An 18129-nucleotide genomic window follows, 5' to 3' on the forward strand; every position below is an offset into this window, starting at 1 on the left:
TTATGAATATAGATAAAAAACTTTCCGAATTACTACAGCGTGTCAACTATACTCTAGAGATTCTTGGCAACAAGTCTCGACCGGAACTGGATGCTTTTGTCACTGAAATAGGAGCATTCCCAGAAAAGCACCTGCAGTCCAACGACGCAACAACCATTAAAGCAGTCGAATCTCTTGAAAGACGGCTTTCCACCATAGAGTCCGCCATTGATTCCCAACTGACGGCGATGGATAAAGTACGCATAGTACGCCATCCGCAACGGTGCTGCCTCAAAGATATTCTTGAAAACGTATATGATAATTACACGGAAATCGGAGGAATGGATGAACACTCCATTGATCCCGGTATGCTTATTGCCCGAGCCTATATCACTCGTCGCAAAGGCAAAAAAATTATCAACCAACCAGTCATGGTGGTCGGGCAGGAAAAAGGCCATGGCCAGGAATTTCGCAACGGCGGCTCAATCAAACCATGGGGAAACAGCAAGGCTCTCAAGTACATGAAAGTCGCTGCTCGTGAGCAGATCCCCATTCATGCCTATGTCAACACCCCTGGTTCGTATCCAGTTGAAGACTTCCCTGGTGCCGCTCAGCAAATAGCTGAGAACATTTATGAGATGGCGGGCCTGCCGGTCCCCATTATCGCCATATTTTCCGAGGGCGGATCAGGTGGAGCTGAAGCCATCGGCATGGCTGACAAACGACTCATGCTCTCCCATGGCTACTACTCCGTCATATCCCCGGAAGGAGCTGCAGCTATCGAAGGCCGAATCAAAGGCTCCGAACGTGCTCCGATTGAATTGATTGAATCATGTGCCATCGCTCAACAAATCACTGCTCAGGACAATCTTAAAAACGGTTATATCGATGAGATCATTGAGGAACCAGCCCTAGGTGCTCGAATAGACCATTTTGATTTCTATAAGCGTGTTCGCGAGCAAGTTGTCCGCGCTACAGATGAAGTGACTCTTTCTGTTCGCGGCATGAGCTTGTTCCGCGCAGTTGCCATGCGACATTTCTATAAGCATGCTGATATTATTGTACGCTGGTCCATGAGTGACAAAGGTCGTCAGCGTCTAATCAATCGACGATTCAAAAAATATCGCAAGCTCGCCTTGCACGCCTATCAGGATAACCGGTCCATGCTGGAAAAACTCAATGCCACAAGCAGTGGGATCGTCTCCAGCACAACATCGGCAATTCTTTATGAAATAGTCAAACCCTTCAAACAACGTATTGCCCGTATTGTTGAAGAAGCGACTGATGAAATCCATGTTATTACGGGAAAGATTGACTCAATCTATCATTCCGGACTCAAGAAACTCGGAATCAAGTCCAATGGAGACAAACAGAAAGAACTTGAGTTGACCGGCTTGTCAAAAGCAGTAAAAGACGATGTCGTTATAGAAAGAGGCAGTGGGTATGTTAGCCCACAAGCCCAAATGGATAGAGAAATCACTTGCCCTCATGCCGAGAAACGAGGCTGTTTGGATATTTGGGCCAGAGATCTTTTCACTGATTTTGACGGGGTGTGCCCCCACTGCGGCTACAACTTCCCAATGGAGTACCAATGGTATCTCCATAATGTGTTTGATGCTGGATCAATTCGGGAATTCAACCATGACATCGCCTCAGGTAACCCCACCGGCTTTCCTCACTTCGAGAAAAGAATCGAAGCTGCCAAGAACAAGACACAGCTTGAAAGCAGTTGTCTCACGTTCAATGCGAGTTTGGAGGGCATTCACCTGACCTGTGCAACCTTGATAGCCAATTTCCGAGGTGGGTCTGTCGGTGCAGCGGAAGGTGAAAAATTCATCCGTGCTCTTGAGTTGGCACAAACAAAACATCAACCATTTCTTGCCTACGTCCATGGAACCGCAGGTATACGGATTCAAGAAGGCGTCAATGGTTTGATCCAGATGCCACGCTGTACGATGGCTGTCAGACAATACATCGAAGCCGGCGGCCTGTATGTTGTTCTTTATGACACCAATTCCTACGCAGGCCCTGTCGCCTCTTTCCTGGGCTGCTCTCCATACCAGTATGCAGTGCGATCTTCGCGTCTCGGATTTGCAGGCCCTGGCGTCATAAAGGAAACAACCGGGATAGAGATTCCCCCAGACTATCACAATTGTTTCAAGGCTCTTTCTCGCGGCCACATACAAGGTGTCTGGAGCCGTAAGGATATTCGCAAGAACATTCAGCATGTCTTCCGAACCATTGGTGGAAGAAATCTGTATTACAGATAAAAATTCGTCGAGCAGCAAGCCTTCCTTGGAAACAAGGAAGGCTTTTTCATTGCCGATTTCTACTCCCAGCCACCCCCATAACTGTCTCGATACGTTTGATAAAGGGATAGGTATGATGTCACACGAAGAACGACCTTTTTCACATTGAAAGATTCTTCGCTCTGCATGAGAATTATCGGCATTATATATTTGACTAGATTGAATAGATATATTCAATTAGTTAATCTGAAATTCAAACTACCAGGGGGAAAAATGAAAAAATTGACACTCGCCGCGCTCTTTCTCATGCTCTTGCCAGTTTTGGCATGGGCCCATGATTACAACTTTATTAGCCAGGAAGCGATGAAAGCCAAATTGGACAAAAATGAAGCAGTTAACATTGTTGACATCTGCCCCATTGACCAGTTTGCTAAAGGCCATCTTCCCGGATCTGTTGAGACAAATGCCTATCCTGTCAAAACAGAGGAAGATCGGAATAAGCTGCAAGCGATTCTTCCTGACCTCAGCTCATCAACTGATGGTATAGTCATTATCTGCCCTGCCGGACGAGGTGGAGCCAAACGCACATACGAATACTACAAATCTCAGGGTATTGATGAAAGCCGCCTTTTCATTCTTGAAAATGGAATGAACGGTTGGCCCTATCAAACAGAAAGTAAATAAGTGCCAAAAAATGAAAGGCACCTGTATACACAGGTGCCTTTCATTTTTGTATAGCTCTCTGAATTTACTCAAATCGTCGCGCTGAGATAACTGAAATAGGATCAACAGGAACATCATCGTACCCCTGGTAGGTCTTTGTTTTTACCTTGTTAATCTTCATAGCGACATCCATTCCATCTATGACTTCACCAAAAACACAATACCCAAAATTCTCGTCATCTTCAGCTGTATGATCGAGATCAACATTATCAACAACATTGATATAAAACTGAGCAGCCGCACTATGCGGATCGGCAGTTCGCCCCATGGCAACAGTTCCTGCAAGATTCTTCAAACCATTCGTCGCTTCATTAATTATAGCTGCGCGCGTTTCTTTTTCCTGCATAGAAAAGTTCAGACCACCGGTCTGAATCATGAACCCCTTGATAACTCTATGAAACAGGGTGCCATCATAGAATTTGTCATCAACATACTGCAAAAAATTTTCAACGGTCTTCGGTGCTTTATCGGGAAACAATTCAATAAGGATTTCTCCTTCAGGCGTTTCCAGAAGAACCATAGGATTTTCCATCATCTACTCCATAATCTAAAATGTCTTAAGTCTCTTCCTCTGTATTGGTGGGCTTGTCTCCAGCCCGAGGATGCGCTTGGTCGTATACCTGCATGATATGTTGCATGTCCAGATGCGTATATCGTTGCGTTGTCGTCAGATGCTCGTGGCCGAGTAATTCCTGAACACTGCGAAGATCTGCTCCGGCTTCAAGCATATGAGTGGCAAAACTGTGACGTAACATGTGGGGATGGACATCCTTAGGAAGCCTAGCAATCTTGCTGAGTCTAGCAATAACTCTGTTTGCCTGACGACGATTAAGACGTTTCCCTGTTCTGACACCAATAAAAAGAGCTTGTTCGGAATAATCGCCTTTAAGGAAAGCATGTCTATGTTCGATATAATGCTGGATTCGCTTTGCCGCCTTATCCCCCAAAGGCACAATGCGTTCTTTAGCTCCCTTCCCTGTTACGCGAAGAACATCGTTATCTACATCAAATAAATTCAGCCCAAGAGCCTCACTGATGCGAAGGCCCGCTCCATACAACAACTCGGCAAGGGCCATATCACGAAGGCCTTCAGGGTCCGGATCGATAGAGACTTCCATCAATGCAATTGCTTGATCCACGTTCAAAGCGTGCGCATGGCGCTGTTCCTGCTTGGGATTACGAATGCCCGCAAGTGGGTCCACGGAAACGACTTTGTGTTTCACCAGATATTTGAAATAAGCACGTAAGCTTGAAAGCTTTCTTCCAATAGATGTCTTTGACAAGGCCCGTCTGTGCATTTCTGCCAGATAGGCACGAACATGCTCTTTCCTTATCCCAGAAGGCTTTTCCAGGGTCCGCTTACTTCTCCCCAAAAAATTTTCGAATTGCTCCAGATCAGTCCCATATGACCTAAGGGTGGCATCAGAGTATCCTCGTTCTATCGAAAGATAGCCGAGAAAACCACGTACGAATTCTCCATAATCACTACGCTTGTCGTTGATCGAAGACATAACAACTCTTTGGATTTTCCTTGGCCTTCTTTTTCAACCCCATGGCGATTGATGAGACCTCACCATAATGTTCAATACGACCATCAGTGTTCACGACAACGGCAATCGAAACAGCCATGAGCGGGAAAACCTTCGTATGCCCTTCCCGGTCAACTGAAGTTATATTGCCGTTTTTCCTGTCTTCAGGATCATAAAAATGGGGAACAATATCATCAAAGGATTGAATAATACGTTTGCAGGCATCTTCGGCTTTGTCCGGCGGTAAGATAAAAACAAAGTCATCCCCTCCAACATGCCCCACAAAACTGAGGACACCCTGGTAACTTCGTATTGTATTCACAATCAAACGAGCCGCCATCATCAGGATTTCATCCCCTCTGGAAAATCCGTATTTATCGTTATACGATTTGAAGTAGTCCAAATCACAATACGCCAAAGCAAAATCTTCGCGAGTCTCTATCAGACTTTGAATTCGCTGAATTATGGACGTATTTCCAGGCAACTTTGAGAGAGGGTTGGCATCCAGGGCACGCATGGCTCGACAAAGAGTCAGATTGATACGATCCCGCACTTCAGAAGGGTTGAATGGGCGCACAAGAAAATCATCAACCTCGATAACATTCCAATTCCACGGCCTTTCCACATCCACAGGGTCCACACACATGACCACCGGCAATTGACGATAAACATTCTCGCTTTTGACCAGGTTGGCAACTTCCTGAGCGGATATATCTTTAAGCCTGTTATCGACAATCAATAAATCAGGGGGTTCTGTGAACATATACTCGATTGCCCGGCCACCATTTTCAAAAACAAGAAACTCCAGAATCTCAAGAGGCCACAACTTCTGGAGCATATCAGCTAATGCTTTATCTGGAGACAGCAGAAAAGCTGTCTGCTTGCGCTGAAAGAGGGAGTTTTCCAAAGTCATGGTCATACTGGGAACTTAACAAAGGTCGAAAGAATTAGAAAGTAAGATCAGACACCTCAATAAACTGATCTGACATCTCATCCATCACCTTATCCAGGTCAGACATCTTGAATTTCAATTCAATCATCGCCTCAGGCCTCAAGTATGCCGTCTGGTCATCCCCGGAATTACCAAATTCAAGTAAACGCACCAGAAAATCTCCCAAATGAACAACACATGACATGGGTTTATAAAATTCGGCCAACTGAGGAGCATGATGGCGAGCCATGGCTTCACGAATATTCGGCGGCAATCCCCAATGGCGAGCAAGCCATGCATTGATGCGATCATGCCCAAAACCAAGGACATCTTTTTCTGCCTGAAAATACGTTAAATCCTTGGCTGCCACAGTATCCAGAATATGTTTGTGCAAATCCGGTAATTGGACCGCCGTCACAACCTTCCCAAGGTCGTGCAATAAACCGGCAACAGCATATTCTTCAGGGTCTTCGAATCCCGCTCGCCGGGCTATGATATTACACGCCGTTGCACAGCCAAGACTATGTTCCCACAATCCCTTCATGGCCTGAACCATCATATCAAAAACCGAAGTAGAAATAATGATACCACGTATGACGTTGAAGCCCAGAAGGACAAGGGAATGCTGAATAGAACCAATTCTCCCCGGAAAACCATAGATAGGAGAATTAACCATCTTCAAAACCTTGGCCGAAAGCACCTGATCAGTTGAAATAACCTTCGCAATGGCCTCACTCGAAGTATCAGGGTTCTCGATAAGCTTGGTCACTTCTTCAAGAACATGCGGTAGCGTCGGTAAATCCTTCACCGCAAGGATTTCACCCTTCACACTTGTTTTGAGATCTATATCCATCGACTATTTCCCGGAATCCTCAGTACTGATTTCCACATCACTCTCCACCGCATCTGCTTCATGGGCTTCTATCGCCTGTAAGGCCTTGAGTTTGGCTTCTTGTGCTGCCGCCTTGATGCGGAAGTATTGTGCGATCCTATCCTTAACCCGAAGCATCCATTTATCGTTTGGGTACCGTCGGAAGAGATGATCCAATCGTTCAATTCTTTCGGCATATTTGGTCCCAGCACCAGCCCCTCCCATATCAACGGGATTCCCTTGAACGGTAATCCGATCTACTTTCATATTCTCGAGTCGGGCAATGAGACTCTCTGTCAACTCCATCCCCTCGGCCATGATGGTCATACCACCTTCCTTGGTGACGGGTTTTGCCAACTTCATGCCCGGTGCGGCGAGATCGATCGGTATCTTTTGCATAATTATATTAATAAAAAATTAAGTGAGTTGCACATTCACAACTCGTGAACACAAAGCCTTCTTTCTGCACAAAAGAGCCATCTGGTCAAATCTTGTCGAAAAAGATCAGACTGCCCATAAGAATAAAAGCGACAGCAGCTACCTTCTTGATAACTGCCGGAGAGACATATTGACAGATAAATTGAGCAAACATAACCCCAAGAAAACTCACAAGCACCAAAGCAAGCGAGGAACCGAGGAAGACAGTCCAGGGCTTTTGAGTCTTGGCAGTCATAAGCATACATGCTAATTGAGTTTTATCACCAAGCTCAGCAACAAAAAGCGTTCCGAACGTCGTTAAGAGAAGCTTCCAGTCCATTCTATATTCTCCATGATCGATTGTAACTCACAAATCATCATTTAATCCTCTTTGGCCAAATACCACATACCGGGCAACTGCTTGACAGCCCCCCTCATCTCGAGCATCAGCATGACTTTACTCACCTTTGCGGATGTCCATCCCAACTCTCGCCCGAGGTTGTCGATATGCATCTTGTCAGAAGAATTAAGGGCTGTCATAATGGCTCTTTCATCATCATTCAAAATTAGTGCTTCCCGCTCCACCACAGTAGAACGTTTTCGATGAGGAGCCTGTCTCTCCGCTCTTTTTGTGACTGATCTTTTCCGCTTTGTCGAACCCTTTACCCTGGACTCGGATTCATCGATCACATCGCCTGGCTCGACAGAGACAGGATCAGGCAATTCGACTAATTCTCGGGCAAAATCATATCGTAATATCTCAACGATATCCGAGGCACTCTCAACCAGTGATGCTCCCTGCTTGATGAGTCTGTGACAGCCGGTAAAAGTGGGCTGACCCAGAGGACCAGGCAGAGCAAAGACATCACGACCCTGTTCTCCTGCCAAACGAGCGGTAATAAGACTCCCGCTGTTGTGCGCAGCTTCTGCTACCAGTACGCCAAGAGACAGTCCACTAATCAACCGATTGCGCACAGGAAAATTGGATGGCCTCGGTTTCACACCCGGCCCATACTCCGTCACCACAAGTCCTCTGGTCATAAGCTGTTTGCGAACATCAAAATTATCGTAGGGATAATCAATATCCAAACCACAACCGAGAACCGCAATAGAACTGCCTATTCCTCGTAAACCACCCAAATGCGCTTGGCGGTCTATTCCGAGCGCCAAGCCGGAAACAACTGTGATCCCAATAGTGGAAAGTTGCGTACTGATGCGCCCAGCAGCTTCCAGGCCGAGGGCTGTGCACTCGCGTGCTCCGACAACAGCCACACCGGGGTTCTTCAGCAGAGTAATATCGCCGGAGAAATACAGCATGGCAGGAGGGTCCGGTAGATGCTTCAACCCCTGTGGGAAACGCGGATCAAACCATGTCACCACGTCCATTCCCGCTTCTCTGGCCGCTTTGAATTCGGTCTCAGCTTTCTTCCGCCATACTTCGTTTTTACATTGAGCTGAAATACTTTTGATCCACCGACTCTCTATACCAAGAGAACGCCATTTGGATGCATCCTGAACAGCATCATAAGCGGAAGGATACTGTTCAAAAAGCTGCTTCCAGACCAATGGACCAAGGTACGCGGTGTGCTTGAGGGCAAGGCAGGCAAAATATTCTTTTGAAAAATCCATGGTAAGCTTACTTGATGAAAATGGACCGTGGCAAGAATTCCGCCTCCTGGCTCAAAAACTATCGGAACACTTCATCAACCGCCCAAGCGGTTCAGCTCTTGACGAGCGAGCTTTGCTGGCGCAGACTTTGGAAAATCCTCTATAAGCGCACGCAGATAGAAAATTGCATTATCAGGGTCGCCCACCTTGTCGTAAGACATTCCTATCTTGAGCAATGCCGCCGCAGATTTGTCATGTTTCGGGTATCGTCCCGTAACTTCCTTGAAAGCCAAAATGGATTGGGCAAAATCCTTTTGTGAATAGAACGTCTCTCCCTTCCAATAAAGGGCATTAGGAACAAGATCATTCTTAGGATATTTCTTAACGAACTGCTCAAAGGCAGACCGAGCGCCAATAAAATCATCCCCATTATATTTGGCGAGCCCTGAAGTATAGAGAGCCTTGGCAGAAGACAGCTCAGGAGAAGCCTTATGTCTCTGAACAGAAGTTTTTTTCCTCTCAACAATTTTGGGTTCAGGCACGACCGGAGGAGGACCAGGCACAGTATCCCAGGGTTGAGTTTCATCATTTTGGATTGTGGTTTTGACAGTATCTGACACCTCATTTTTCTGCCCCTCAACCCAGCCATCATCTTCGGGTTTCAGATCTGTCACCCATCCTTTCTCAACAGAGGAAGAGTCCGCAGAAACATCTTCCGGGGCAGCCATTATAGAAGAACCAGACTTAAGGGAGGCAATTTTCTGTTCCAGGTTTTCAAGCTTACGAGAGACAGCTTCGGAACTTTCAAGACTCCGGTCAGCCTGAAGCCGTTGCTCTTCACGAAAATTCAAAAAGCTCTCTTCAAGACTTTTCAATCGCCATTCCGTACTCGCATCTATCGTGGATGCCTGCTGCCTGGCCGCAGTACAAGCTGATGCCATGAGGCATACCACAGTCAGCAGGACGAGCTTCAGATAGTCCATTCACAATCTCCCATTTCTTAAAACATAGAGCGTTTTATGAGAAATAGGCGATCAATTGATTTTTTGCAAGGAATCGTTGCCAAACCGACAGCTGATATCAAGACCAAACCTTGCGCCTGTGCTATTTTTCAGGCAAATAAGCCACGCGACCATTAAATGGGAGTAAAAAGTATCTGGAGAGAAAAACACTATGACGATAAATGAAACACTGACCATGACCGCTTTCATGCTGGCTCCAGCCTTTTTCAGCCTACTGGGGCTGGCAGCTTTGGGCAGCCCTATTATCGCTCTGCTTGGCGAACTGACAGCTCGTTTTCAAGGAAAAGTTTTTTACGACAAGTATGGCCAGCAAACTGCGACAATGGGCGTCCTGCTGACTCTCTTGACGATCATTGTTGAAATAGTGGGACTTGCTGTCGCATATATTAAATTCCCGAACCTTTTCCAGGAATGGATAACAGCAAATTCTCCATTTGCCGGAGCTGGCATTGCCATGGTGCTCTTTTTATTTTTTTCGGTAACCTATTCTCTGACTTGGAAGAGACTACGGCCATATAAAATTATACATACCATTATAGGAATTGGAGCAGCCTCTGCGGCCATTGCTCTGATTATACTTGGGATCTTTCCAAAACTCACAGTGGCTGGGTCTGAGGAAGTGCTACCTCAAATTGTTCACTCCATACTAGCTCCATTAACTGGTATGTATTTGATCCTAACTGTGGCTGCGGCCGCTGGCTTGAGTTGTCTCTACCTAGTCTTTCGCCGAAAAAAAGACGATTTTGGACGTGACTATTACAACTTCGCACTTAAACTCGCGTCACGTTGGGCTCTATTTTTCTCCATCCCTTTCCTTGGGTGCCAAAGCTGGCTTTTCCTAGCCCTCCCCCAAACGATACAAACCATCGTTCTTGGCACTCCCCTTGGTCTTGTATGGGGAGTTGGAGCAGTACTCACGCTCATATGCATTCTCATCTGGGGAGGTCTCGCCCGCAGCCAATCCCCGCTTCAACTCAAAGGATTAACACTTGTTACCTTCATTCTCATGTGGTTGATGCATACCATGAACGTCACAGTATTCGTCAATTTCATGATGATGATATAGATAAAATTCTACTTGATGATCAAAAAAGACCGGGGAGCTTTGCTCCCCGGTCTTTTTTGATCATCTGTATACTTAGTCTACTTTCCAGAACTGAGCGCCGGAACAGATGCCGAAGGCTCCTTCCGTCCAAGCTGAGTTGACAGACTGTATATTTCATGGGGATCAAGAATAAGCACAACAGAGCCATCCCCCATAATAGTTGCCCCGGAAAGCCCCTTAAGGTTAAAATTATTGAGATACTGTCCAAGAGGCTTAATAACTATTTCTTGTCTTTCTAACAATCGGTCCACAACAAGCCCCAAACGTCGGTCATTGTCCTGTATAACAACCATCGGCAGCACTTCTCGTTCATCCATGGTTTGCGGCAACCCGAGTAACTCTGCCAATTCGACAATCCCGAGTACTTCGCCACGCAAAGTCACTGCTTTTCGATTATTGACATCAGAGAGCTTTGCAAATTCGATCTTCGTGGTCTCGGAAACAGCATCGAGAGGGATGGCAAAAGTATCCCCAGCCACCTGGACCATAAGCGCATCGATAATGGCGAGCGTCAATGGCAGGGTCAGGGTCAACCGTGTCCCCTTACCAACTTCAGACTGGGTATTAACACTTCCCTTGAGATTTTTAATGTTGGTCTTGACCACATCCATACCAACACCACGACCTGAAATATCCGTCACCTTTTCAGCTGAAGAAAAACCAGGAGCAAAGATGAGATCCAAAGCTTCTCTATCATCCATGGCATTAGCTTCTTCTGGAGTAATAACCCCTTTTCTAATAGCCACTTGTTTGAGTTTATCTGGGTCGATTCCACGCCCGTCATCCTCAACCTCGATAGCGACAGAGTTCCCTTTATGGTAGGCTCTCAACCAGACATGGCCTTTTGGTTTTTTGCCAGCCTGAACTCGTTCCTGCTCATCCTCAAGTCCGTGATCCACCGCGTTTCTCACGAGGTGCACCAAAGGATCACCGATTTCTTCAACAACAGATTTATCGAATTCAGTCTCTTCGCCTTCCATGATCAGTTCAACCTGTTTGCCAGATTTCCGGCTCAGGTCACGAACAAGACGCGGAAACCGGGAAAAAACAGTTTGCACCGGGACCATGCGGACTTTCATGATCGTATCTTGCAAATCATCGGAAATCCGAGCCATGGCGTAAGTGGTCTCTGTCAACTGCTGCGCGACAACATGAACATCCTCATGCCCTTCTTCAAGTGCACGGGCCAACATTGCATAACGATTTCTGTTGATTATCAACTCACCAATAACATTCATCAAGTGATCAAGTTTATGGTGATCCACTCGAATAGTGCTGGACCCCTTGGGTTTAGTGGGAGCTGGAGTATTCGCAGCACTTTTGCTCGGAACATTCGACATAGATTTAGAGGCCGCAGGCGATGCGGACTTGGGTGCAGGTTGAGAAGCTGGGGCAGGAGTAGGCTTTGGCGAAGTTGACTGAGGGGGAGCTGAAGCAACTGGCTCAGCAACGGGTGCAGGGGACGGCACAGGCTCTTGTTTAACCTCAGCAGCCTGAGGAGTTGGAGCTGGAGCTGGAGGAGCTGAGGGAGCAGCTCCTTCGTCCTGACTCTTGGGAGCGCTGGATTCTGATTCTGCCTCAGACTTGGAAGTCTGCCCTTTCTCAGTTGGATCAACTGCGGCTTCTCCGGTAACATCAGCAATGGCCTGAAGAAGCATTTCTTTCAAAATGGAAAATTCCTGGTCCAGGATATCCAGCATCAGTGTAAAATCGATATCAGACTTGCGCCCCTGATCGACCAACCCAGCTGTCCGGGATGCATATTCCTTAATTTCATTCAGGCCCATGTAGCCTGTAGAGTTCTGAATTGTCTGGAAGGTTCGGAACAAGGCATCAATAATATCCATCTGGGTTGCATCCTGGCGAAGCAGCTCCAAGGCCACAGAAGCAGAATCCAGTTGCTGATTGATGGTTGAAACAAAAAGCGTCACATCTTCCTGATCATAGCCATGTTCCTGCGCAAAGGATGTTCCAGCAGCGGAATCCTGAGCTTCACCTGCCTCATCTTTGCCCGCAGCAACAGCGCCTTCGACAGCCGCCATATCAAGGTCTTCAGTTACTTTTTGAAGTAACTGGACCATCACACTTGTATCCACTGGTGAGACCTTGTTGGTCTCCATATCCACTTTGCCAATCAATTCTTCAATAAGATCAACGGCAGCGAGCAAAAGATCAATAAGCCCCTGACTGCACTCCATATCCCCCTTTCGAACCTTATTCAGAAGAGTTTCTGCTTCATGAGTTAAAGCATTCAACTCTTTGAAACCGATAATACCGCTGTTTCCTTTAAGATTGTGAAAATAACGAAATGTATCATTGATCATTTCATCACTACCATCCGGGTCACCTTCAAGCGCCAAAAGACACCGATTAAGGTTCTCCACTATCTCCTGAGCCTCTTCAAGGAAGTCGGCCAAGTGGCCCTCCCCTACGGTCGTCAGGATATAAGGCGTATCATCGAAATTTGGATCTGGTTGAGGCTGAAAAGATGAAGTCATGGCTCTATCTTCCGTATCGACCGCAGGTGATGCGGGCTCAGGTTCGGTAGCAATCTGAGAGGATGTTGCTATGGAATCGGGCACGGTTTCGACCACCGGTTTCACCGTGGCTTCAGGGGCTCCGGGCGATGGGATCACGGGGGAGTCTCCTCCCTGCTCACCTGTCACCTCTTCGTCCAACTCCCCAGCCAAGGCTTTTTCAATATCAGCGATTATCGGAGTTGTATCGACATCGCCTTCAATTCCACTATTTTCCAGGTTATCAACCATCGTGCGCAAGGCATCTGTGGCAGAGAGGATCAAATCCATTATGGCCCCAGTCACATGCATGGAGCCTTGCCTGAGTTCATCGAGAATGTTCTCAGCCTTGTGAGCCAGGCCGTTGATCTTGTTTAACCCAAGAAAGCCCGATGCACCCTTGAGTGAGTGCATTGGACGAAAAATTTCATTAAGTAACCCAAGATTCTCCGGGGACTTTTCAAGCTCTAGCAGATTCGGCTCGATTGTCTCCAAATGCTCTTTGGCCTCAACAAAAAAATCGGCCAATATTTCCGGATCAAGAAAGTCCTGACTCATTCGATACCCTCTGGTGACCTCGAAAGACTGCCATTACTGACAAACTATGAACACCTGGATTCTATTATACCAACGAAATATACTTGGTTTTTAGCCAAGCAACATCTTGACATTTCTCACCAGCTTTTCAGGCTGTGCGGGTTTGACCATGTACAGATTCGCTCCAACCGTCAAGCCAGTCTGGATATCCTTATCTTGGCCTTCAGTAGATAAAACCACAATCGGGATATCCCGATAAGCTTCCTGTTCACGTACCGTCTTGATGAAAGTCAAGCCATCCATGCGCGGCATGTTAACGTCCGAAACGATCAAATCGACTTCGGTAGCACTATATAATTTTTCAAGGCCGTCCAAACCATCTTCAGCAGATGTGACCTTAAATCCTTCTTTTTTCATAATAAAGGCTACCAAGTTACGTACCGTCTTGGAATCGTCCACAATTAGAATATGTTTAGCCATGATTCCCTCTTACCTCCACTAGCATGGTGTAGACAATTATATCACTTTTGCAAAATCGCAGAACTCTGTCACCAGCAGGAGATTCTGGACTGGCTCCTCCGCAACTACCATATACTTTCTGATCCAATTCGTTTTCCACGCCTCTATTCTTCCTTCTGGTAAATGATGGCACCAGGAAAGTGGATGGGCTTGAACGCACGTGTAATATTGTGCAGGGATTCAGAATGGCCGATAATAAGATAGCCTCCCGGAACCAAATTATCATAAAAAGCGCTGATAACCTGCTTTTTCATCTCATCATCAAAATAAATTATGACATTACGGCAAAAAACAATCTGCGATCGCTCTATACGACGAACCTGAGTCCGATCCTTGAGATTTATCTGACCAAAATTAACCAGTTTCTTCAATTCAGGTTTGATCGAATTAGTCCCATCATTCATGTCAAAATAGCGCTGGGCAATCTCTTTCGGTGTCGTTCGCAAGGTGTAATCATTATAAACACCACTTCGAGCTGACTCCAAGACACGTTCAGAAAGATCATTGGCCGTAATCCGAATATCCCACTGCGCAATTTCAGTCCTGAGGGCCTCATGCAAAATCATGGAGATGGTATACGGCTCTTCACCTGTTGAACAACCAGCCGACCATATGCGAAGCTTACGCCCCTTGGAACGACAATTTTTCAAGACCTCCGCAAGGACCTTCTCTTGAAAGACTTTCAACTGAGGTGGATTACGGTAAAAACTCGTTTCGTTGGTTGTAATGACCTCAAACAGTTTCTTTAATTCTCGATCTTTCCCACCATCATACCGCAAAAAATTATAGTATTCGTCAAAATTTCTCAGGTTTAATTTCTTAAGTCGGTTACCTAATCGATTTTCAAGAAGATATTTCCTGTTGTCGGCAATATAAATACCGCACTGGTCATAGATAAAATCTCTCAGGCTTGCGAACTCATGATCAGTGATCTTGAGTTCCTTGCCAAGGGAGATTGTCTTTGAAAAAAGTGACGACATGTATTCGCCTACCCCTGGGCTTCCTGAATATTTGAAATGGCACTCTCTGCCGCGCTCACAAGCTCATATTCATCACGATTAGTCATTTCCAATAAAGCCCGAAATGCGGATGTCCCACCAATCCCTCCTAATGCCTCGATAATTTTCATTTGTACAAAGCGATTGGGATTCTCCAACATTTCAATCAGCTTGGGGACGGCTTCCTTGCTTTGATGCTCACCCAAAGCATCAATGGCTCTAATCTTGACCCAATCATCGCCATCATCCAAAGCACGAATCATATATTGAACAAAATCTTCAGTGAAGCATTTTCCCAATATTTCGATAACAGTCAGTCGTACGTCTTTACTCTCATCATCAAGCATTCCCAAGACCATCGGCTTCCATTCGTCGTACGACTCACAAGACGTGGCCAAGGCTTCAATTGCCACTTTTCTAATATCCGGAATTTCATCTTCAAGCGCCTTACCAAGCACATCAAGATTCTCCATGGCCCCAAGTTTTCCCAGAGCATAAGTCGACATCAACCTATCCACTGGATTGTCACTCGAAAACATCGCTTTAAACCGCTCACGAACAACCGGCCCATTAATAGCAATACAGGCTTCCAGAGCGGCTTCCTTCACATCATCATATTGATGTTGCAAAAGAGGGAAAATCCTGTCTGCCACTTCAGCAAGTCTCAATTTTTCACCCAGGAAATAGACAGCACTTTTCAGAACAGTGCCGTCTGTATGCTCATCAAGAATCTTGATAAAGAAATTTTGAGCGTGCTCTCCTCCGCGTTCAGCTGTCACGCTGACTATCTGCCTTTGAATCGGCAGTCCGACTTCCCAAAATGCAGCCATAAGCACACCACACACATCGCGTTCGCTACACGTTGCTCCCGGTGATACTTGTGAAAGGGCCTGAACAGAAACACGTGCCCTATCAGGATTTTCACCATGCACTCCTTCTCTGAGAGCATCTGTCAAACCGATTTCAGCCAGGAACCCTATGATACTATTTAGCCGCTCCTGATCCCTGTCTTGATCCAGCTTGCTGGCAATGTCGAGAATACCACCCGAAGCTTGTTCTCCCCCCACATAAGCCAATCCCTGGATGGCGGCGTCCTGAATGTCTTCATCCTCATCTTTAAGGGCAACCAATAAATATTCTCGGAACCGTTCCCGTTCAGCAGTATTAAGCAATGTCAGAGACTTGCCACCAAGAATCTTGACAACAGCCTTGACAATTTTGTTTCTCAAAGCCGTATGCGAATCATCCATACGTCTGAGCAACATGGTTACAGCCTTGACATTCCCCATTTCTCCAAGTGAATCAATGATCATTGAAGCAACAAGGTCGGACGCCTTATCCAAGGCCTTGACCATGGCATCCACAGAACTGGCATGCCCTATCTTGGTCAATGCTTCGACAACCGAATACTGAACCCACTCCTCATCCTCTATAGCCTTATTCAGACACGGAGCAGCCTCAGCCTTCCCAAGCTCCCCCAGGCTCACCGCAGCCTGATAGCGCACATTGACTTCCGGATCCTTGAGCAAAGCCATACAAAGGGGCTCGACTGCCAACAGATTGTCCGTCGAACCAAGGATGTCCGTTGCAAATATCCGAATATCCGTATCTTCATCGTGAACGAGTTCAATCAACGAGGGAAGATCCTGACAACCTACCTCACGCAGAATGTCCATGGAAAGATTTCGAACCGGGGCTTCATCAGAGCGCAACAGAGGAAGAACTGCGCGTACAGTCTCCTTGCCACCTATCTTCCGCAGGGAACTATCCGCAGCCTCCTGAATACCCAAATGATTGGTTTGCAACAACTCGGCGAGTACCCCGACTGCTTCAACACAGTTGTCCTCTCCGGCACGAAATGCGCCCTCACGCACGACTTCTTTGTCGTCGCTTTTCAACAGTGCCAAATATTCTGTGCATTCCGCCATATGATCACGCCTCCCCCTGCTCGGGTGTTGGAAGGTCAGTCTTCATCTATTTATAGAGATTGGCAATGATAGATTCTGCCAGATCATCAAGGTCCACTATTTCATCGGCCAGATTTTCATCGACTATAGCTTTCGGCATACCATACACGACACACGTATTGTCACTTTGTGCCAGGGCTCGCCCTCCCTTGCTCTTCAAATCCCGTATTCCTTCACAGCCATCATTCCCCATACCCGTCAGGATGACTCCCAACGCGCGCCGACCCACAGCCTGGGCCACGGAACTAATGAGAACATTTGCCGAGGGTTTGTAGAGTTCTCCCGCAGGGTGATCAGTAACGACGACGTCGACTCGACTAATCTTCTGATCAAGGACAACATGCCTCCCGCCAGGGGCTATAAAAACATGCCCAGGCTTGAGAATATCCCCATTTTCAGCTTCCTTGACGGTCAAAGCGCTAACACCATCCAACCGTTTGGCGAATGGCCCCGTAAAAGCGGCTGGCATATGCTGTGCAATCACTATACTGGCAGGAAAATCTGCAGGCAGAGAAGAAAGAATCTTCTGCACCACAGGAGGCCCTCCTGTCGAAACACCTATCGCAATAACATCACGCTTGGGCTTTCCTGTCGCAGAAGCGGCAACACTCTTGACTGGTGAGGACAAAGGGCGCGCAGAAGTCCGAGTTGCAGTGACATGCCGCATTTTGCGGGCAGCAACTGTCTTGACTTTGGCGATGAGATCTTTTTCGATTTTAACGACATCGAGAGAAACTTTGGACAGTTGCTTAGGGATAAAATCAACAGCCCCCAATTCCATGGCTTTCAGAGTGGATTCAGCCCCTTCCGTTGTCAGGGAACTCACCATAAGGACCGGCCTGGGAGCTTCCATCATGATTTGCCGCAAAGCAGTCAAACCATCCATCTTCGGCATCTCGATGTCCATGGTAACGACATCAGGATCAAGCTTGCGGACCATTTCGAGGCCTTCACTACCGTCTCTGGCAGTGCCAACAACCTTAATTCCCGGGTCCTTATCAAGCATCGTGCTGATAGCTTTCCGCATGAAAGCGGAATCGTCCACAACAAGAACTTTTATCACAAACCGTCTCCTTCCTTCCCAATCTCACCGATGAGTCAACTTTCTCCTTGCAGCACACAGTGGGCAATCAGGTTATACCCTATTCACCGGTTCAC

At 46.8% G+C, this 18129-nt stretch carries 16 protein-coding genes; 3 read left to right on the forward strand and 13 right to left on the reverse strand.

Annotation, left to right across the window (positions count from 1 at the left end):
• The first annotated feature begins 2 nt into the window (after positions 1-2).
• Together BN4_RS03715 and BN4_RS03720 are read left to right on the forward strand one after the other, a co-directional pair.
• Positions 3-2249: a carboxyl transferase domain-containing protein gene (locus tag BN4_RS03715; RefSeq protein ID WP_015414016.1), complete on the forward strand. Its 2247-nt coding sequence runs from the start codon at positions 3-5 to the stop codon at positions 2247-2249.
• Between the two features lie 252 nt (positions 2250-2501).
• Positions 2502-2912: a rhodanese-like domain-containing protein gene (locus tag BN4_RS03720; RefSeq protein WP_015414017.1), complete on the forward strand. Its 411-nt coding sequence runs from the start codon at positions 2502-2504 to the stop codon at positions 2910-2912.
• Between the two features lie 64 nt (positions 2913-2976).
• Here BN4_RS03720 and BN4_RS03725 read toward each other — a convergent pair whose 3' ends face one another.
• From BN4_RS03725 to ybgF, 8 genes are all read right to left on the reverse strand, one after another.
• Positions 2977-3483 (reverse strand): peptidylprolyl isomerase, encoded by a 507-nt coding sequence (locus tag BN4_RS03725; protein ID WP_015414018.1) that lies wholly within the window; start codon positions 3481-3483, stop codon positions 2977-2979.
• A gap of 25 nt (positions 3484-3508) precedes the next feature.
• Positions 3509-4462, reverse strand: coding sequence for a tyrosine recombinase XerC (gene xerC / locus BN4_RS03730; RefSeq protein ID WP_015414019.1), 954 nt, complete (start codon positions 4460-4462; stop codon positions 3509-3511).
• Positions 4437-5399 (reverse strand): GGDEF domain-containing response regulator, encoded by a 963-nt coding sequence (locus BN4_RS03735; protein WP_015414020.1) that lies wholly within the window; start codon positions 5397-5399, stop codon positions 4437-4439. The genes xerC and BN4_RS03735 overlap by 26 nt, the downstream gene beginning before the upstream one ends.
• A 28-nt stretch (positions 5400-5427) precedes the next feature.
• Entirely contained in the window at positions 5428-6264 is an 837-nt protein-coding gene (locus BN4_RS03740; protein WP_015414021.1) for an HDOD domain-containing protein, read from the reverse strand.
• A 3-nt stretch (positions 6265-6267) separates the two neighbouring features.
• Positions 6268-6681 (reverse strand): hypothetical protein, encoded by a 414-nt coding sequence (locus tag BN4_RS03745; protein ID WP_015414022.1) that lies wholly within the window; start codon positions 6679-6681, stop codon positions 6268-6270.
• 85 nt (positions 6682-6766) lie between these two features.
• The gene (locus BN4_RS03750; RefSeq protein WP_015414023.1) at positions 6767-7039 is read right to left on the reverse strand and encodes a TMEM165/GDT1 family protein; all 273 of its coding nucleotides are present in this window, start codon (positions 7037-7039) and stop codon (positions 6767-6769) included.
• A gap of 41 nt (positions 7040-7080) precedes the next feature.
• A complete protein-coding gene (gene dprA / locus BN4_RS03755; RefSeq protein ID WP_015414024.1) occupies positions 7081-8328 on the reverse strand; it encodes a DNA-processing protein DprA in 1248 nt (415 codons plus the stop codon).
• Positions 8329-8402: 74 nt separating this feature from the next.
• Positions 8403-9290: a tol-pal system protein YbgF gene (ybgF, locus tag BN4_RS03760; RefSeq protein WP_015414025.1), complete on the reverse strand. Its 888-nt coding sequence runs from the start codon at positions 9288-9290 to the stop codon at positions 8403-8405.
• A 190-nt stretch (positions 9291-9480) separates the two neighbouring features.
• On the opposite strand from ybgF, the gene BN4_RS03765 reads away from it, so the two are divergent.
• Positions 9481-10395, forward strand: a complete 915-nt coding sequence (locus BN4_RS03765; protein WP_015414026.1) for a hypothetical protein — start codon at positions 9481-9483, stop codon at positions 10393-10395.
• Between the two features lie 77 nt (positions 10396-10472).
• On the opposite strand, the gene BN4_RS03770 is transcribed toward BN4_RS03765, so the two are convergent.
• The 5 genes from BN4_RS03770 to BN4_RS03790 form a co-directional block, all read right to left on the reverse strand.
• The gene (locus BN4_RS03770) at positions 10473-13508 is read right to left on the reverse strand and encodes a chemotaxis protein CheA (RefSeq protein ID WP_015414027.1); all 3036 of its coding nucleotides are present in this window, start codon (positions 13506-13508) and stop codon (positions 10473-10475) included.
• 90 nt (positions 13509-13598) lie between these two features.
• Positions 13599-13967: a response regulator gene (locus BN4_RS03775; RefSeq protein ID WP_015414028.1), complete on the reverse strand. Its 369-nt coding sequence runs from the start codon at positions 13965-13967 to the stop codon at positions 13599-13601.
• A gap of 143 nt (positions 13968-14110) precedes the next feature.
• The gene (locus BN4_RS03780) at positions 14111-14986 is read right to left on the reverse strand and encodes a CheR family methyltransferase (protein WP_015414029.1); all 876 of its coding nucleotides are present in this window, start codon (positions 14984-14986) and stop codon (positions 14111-14113) included.
• A gap of 8 nt (positions 14987-14994) precedes the next feature.
• Complete coding sequence (locus tag BN4_RS03785) at positions 14995-16932, reverse strand: HEAT repeat domain-containing protein (protein ID WP_015414030.1); 1938 nt, start codon at positions 16930-16932, stop codon at positions 14995-14997.
• A 46-nt stretch (positions 16933-16978) separates the two neighbouring features.
• Positions 16979-18034 (reverse strand): protein-glutamate methylesterase/protein-glutamine glutaminase, encoded by a 1056-nt coding sequence (locus tag BN4_RS03790; protein WP_015414031.1) that lies wholly within the window; start codon positions 18032-18034, stop codon positions 16979-16981.
• Positions 18035-18129 lie beyond the last annotated feature (95 nt).

The organism is Pseudodesulfovibrio piezophilus C1TLV30, assembly GCF_000341895.1.
Taxonomy (GTDB): domain Bacteria; phylum Desulfobacterota; class Desulfovibrionia; order Desulfovibrionales; family Desulfovibrionaceae; genus Pseudodesulfovibrio; species Pseudodesulfovibrio piezophilus.

Excerpts from the sequence above, each read along its gene's own strand:
- BN4_RS03765 (WP_015414026.1), top strand. The coding sequence starts at position 9,481 with ATGACGATAAATGAAACACTGACCATGACCGCTTTCATGCTGGCTCCA.
- BN4_RS03720 (WP_015414017.1), top strand. The coding sequence starts at position 2,502 with ATGAAAAAATTGACACTCGCCGCGCTCTTTCTCATGCTCTTGCCAGTT.
- BN4_RS03750 (WP_015414023.1), bottom strand. The coding sequence starts at position 7,039 with ATGGACTGGAAGCTTCTCTTAACGACGTTCGGAACGCTTTTTGTTGCT.
- dprA (WP_015414024.1), bottom strand. The coding sequence starts at position 8,328 with ATGGATTTTTCAAAAGAATATTTTGCCTGCCTTGCCCTCAAGCACACC.
- BN4_RS03785 (WP_015414030.1), bottom strand. The coding sequence starts at position 16,932 with ATGGCGGAATGCACAGAATATTTGGCACTGTTGAAAAGCGACGACAAA.
- BN4_RS03735 (WP_015414020.1), bottom strand. The coding sequence starts at position 5,399 with ATGACCATGACTTTGGAAAACTCCCTCTTTCAGCGCAAGCAGACAGCT.
- BN4_RS03780 (WP_015414029.1), bottom strand. The coding sequence starts at position 14,986 with ATGTCGTCACTTTTTTCAAAGACAATCTCCCTTGGCAAGGAACTCAAG.
- BN4_RS03740 (WP_015414021.1), bottom strand. The coding sequence starts at position 6,264 with ATGGATATAGATCTCAAAACAAGTGTGAAGGGTGAAATCCTTGCGGTG.
- BN4_RS03715 (WP_015414016.1), top strand. The coding sequence starts at position 3 with ATGAATATAGATAAAAAACTTTCCGAATTACTACAGCGTGTCAACTAT.
- BN4_RS03725 (WP_015414018.1), bottom strand. The coding sequence starts at position 3,483 with ATGGAAAATCCTATGGTTCTTCTGGAAACGCCTGAAGGAGAAATCCTT.
- BN4_RS03775 (WP_015414028.1), bottom strand. The coding sequence starts at position 13,967 with ATGGCTAAACATATTCTAATTGTGGACGATTCCAAGACGGTACGTAAC.
- BN4_RS03745 (WP_015414022.1), bottom strand. The coding sequence starts at position 6,681 with ATGCAAAAGATACCGATCGATCTCGCCGCACCGGGCATGAAGTTGGCA.
- xerC (WP_015414019.1), bottom strand. The coding sequence starts at position 4,462 with ATGTCTTCGATCAACGACAAGCGTAGTGATTATGGAGAATTCGTACGT.
- ybgF (WP_015414025.1), bottom strand. The coding sequence starts at position 9,290 with ATGGACTATCTGAAGCTCGTCCTGCTGACTGTGGTATGCCTCATGGCA.
- BN4_RS03770 (WP_015414027.1), bottom strand. The coding sequence starts at position 13,508 with ATGAGTCAGGACTTTCTTGATCCGGAAATATTGGCCGATTTTTTTGTT.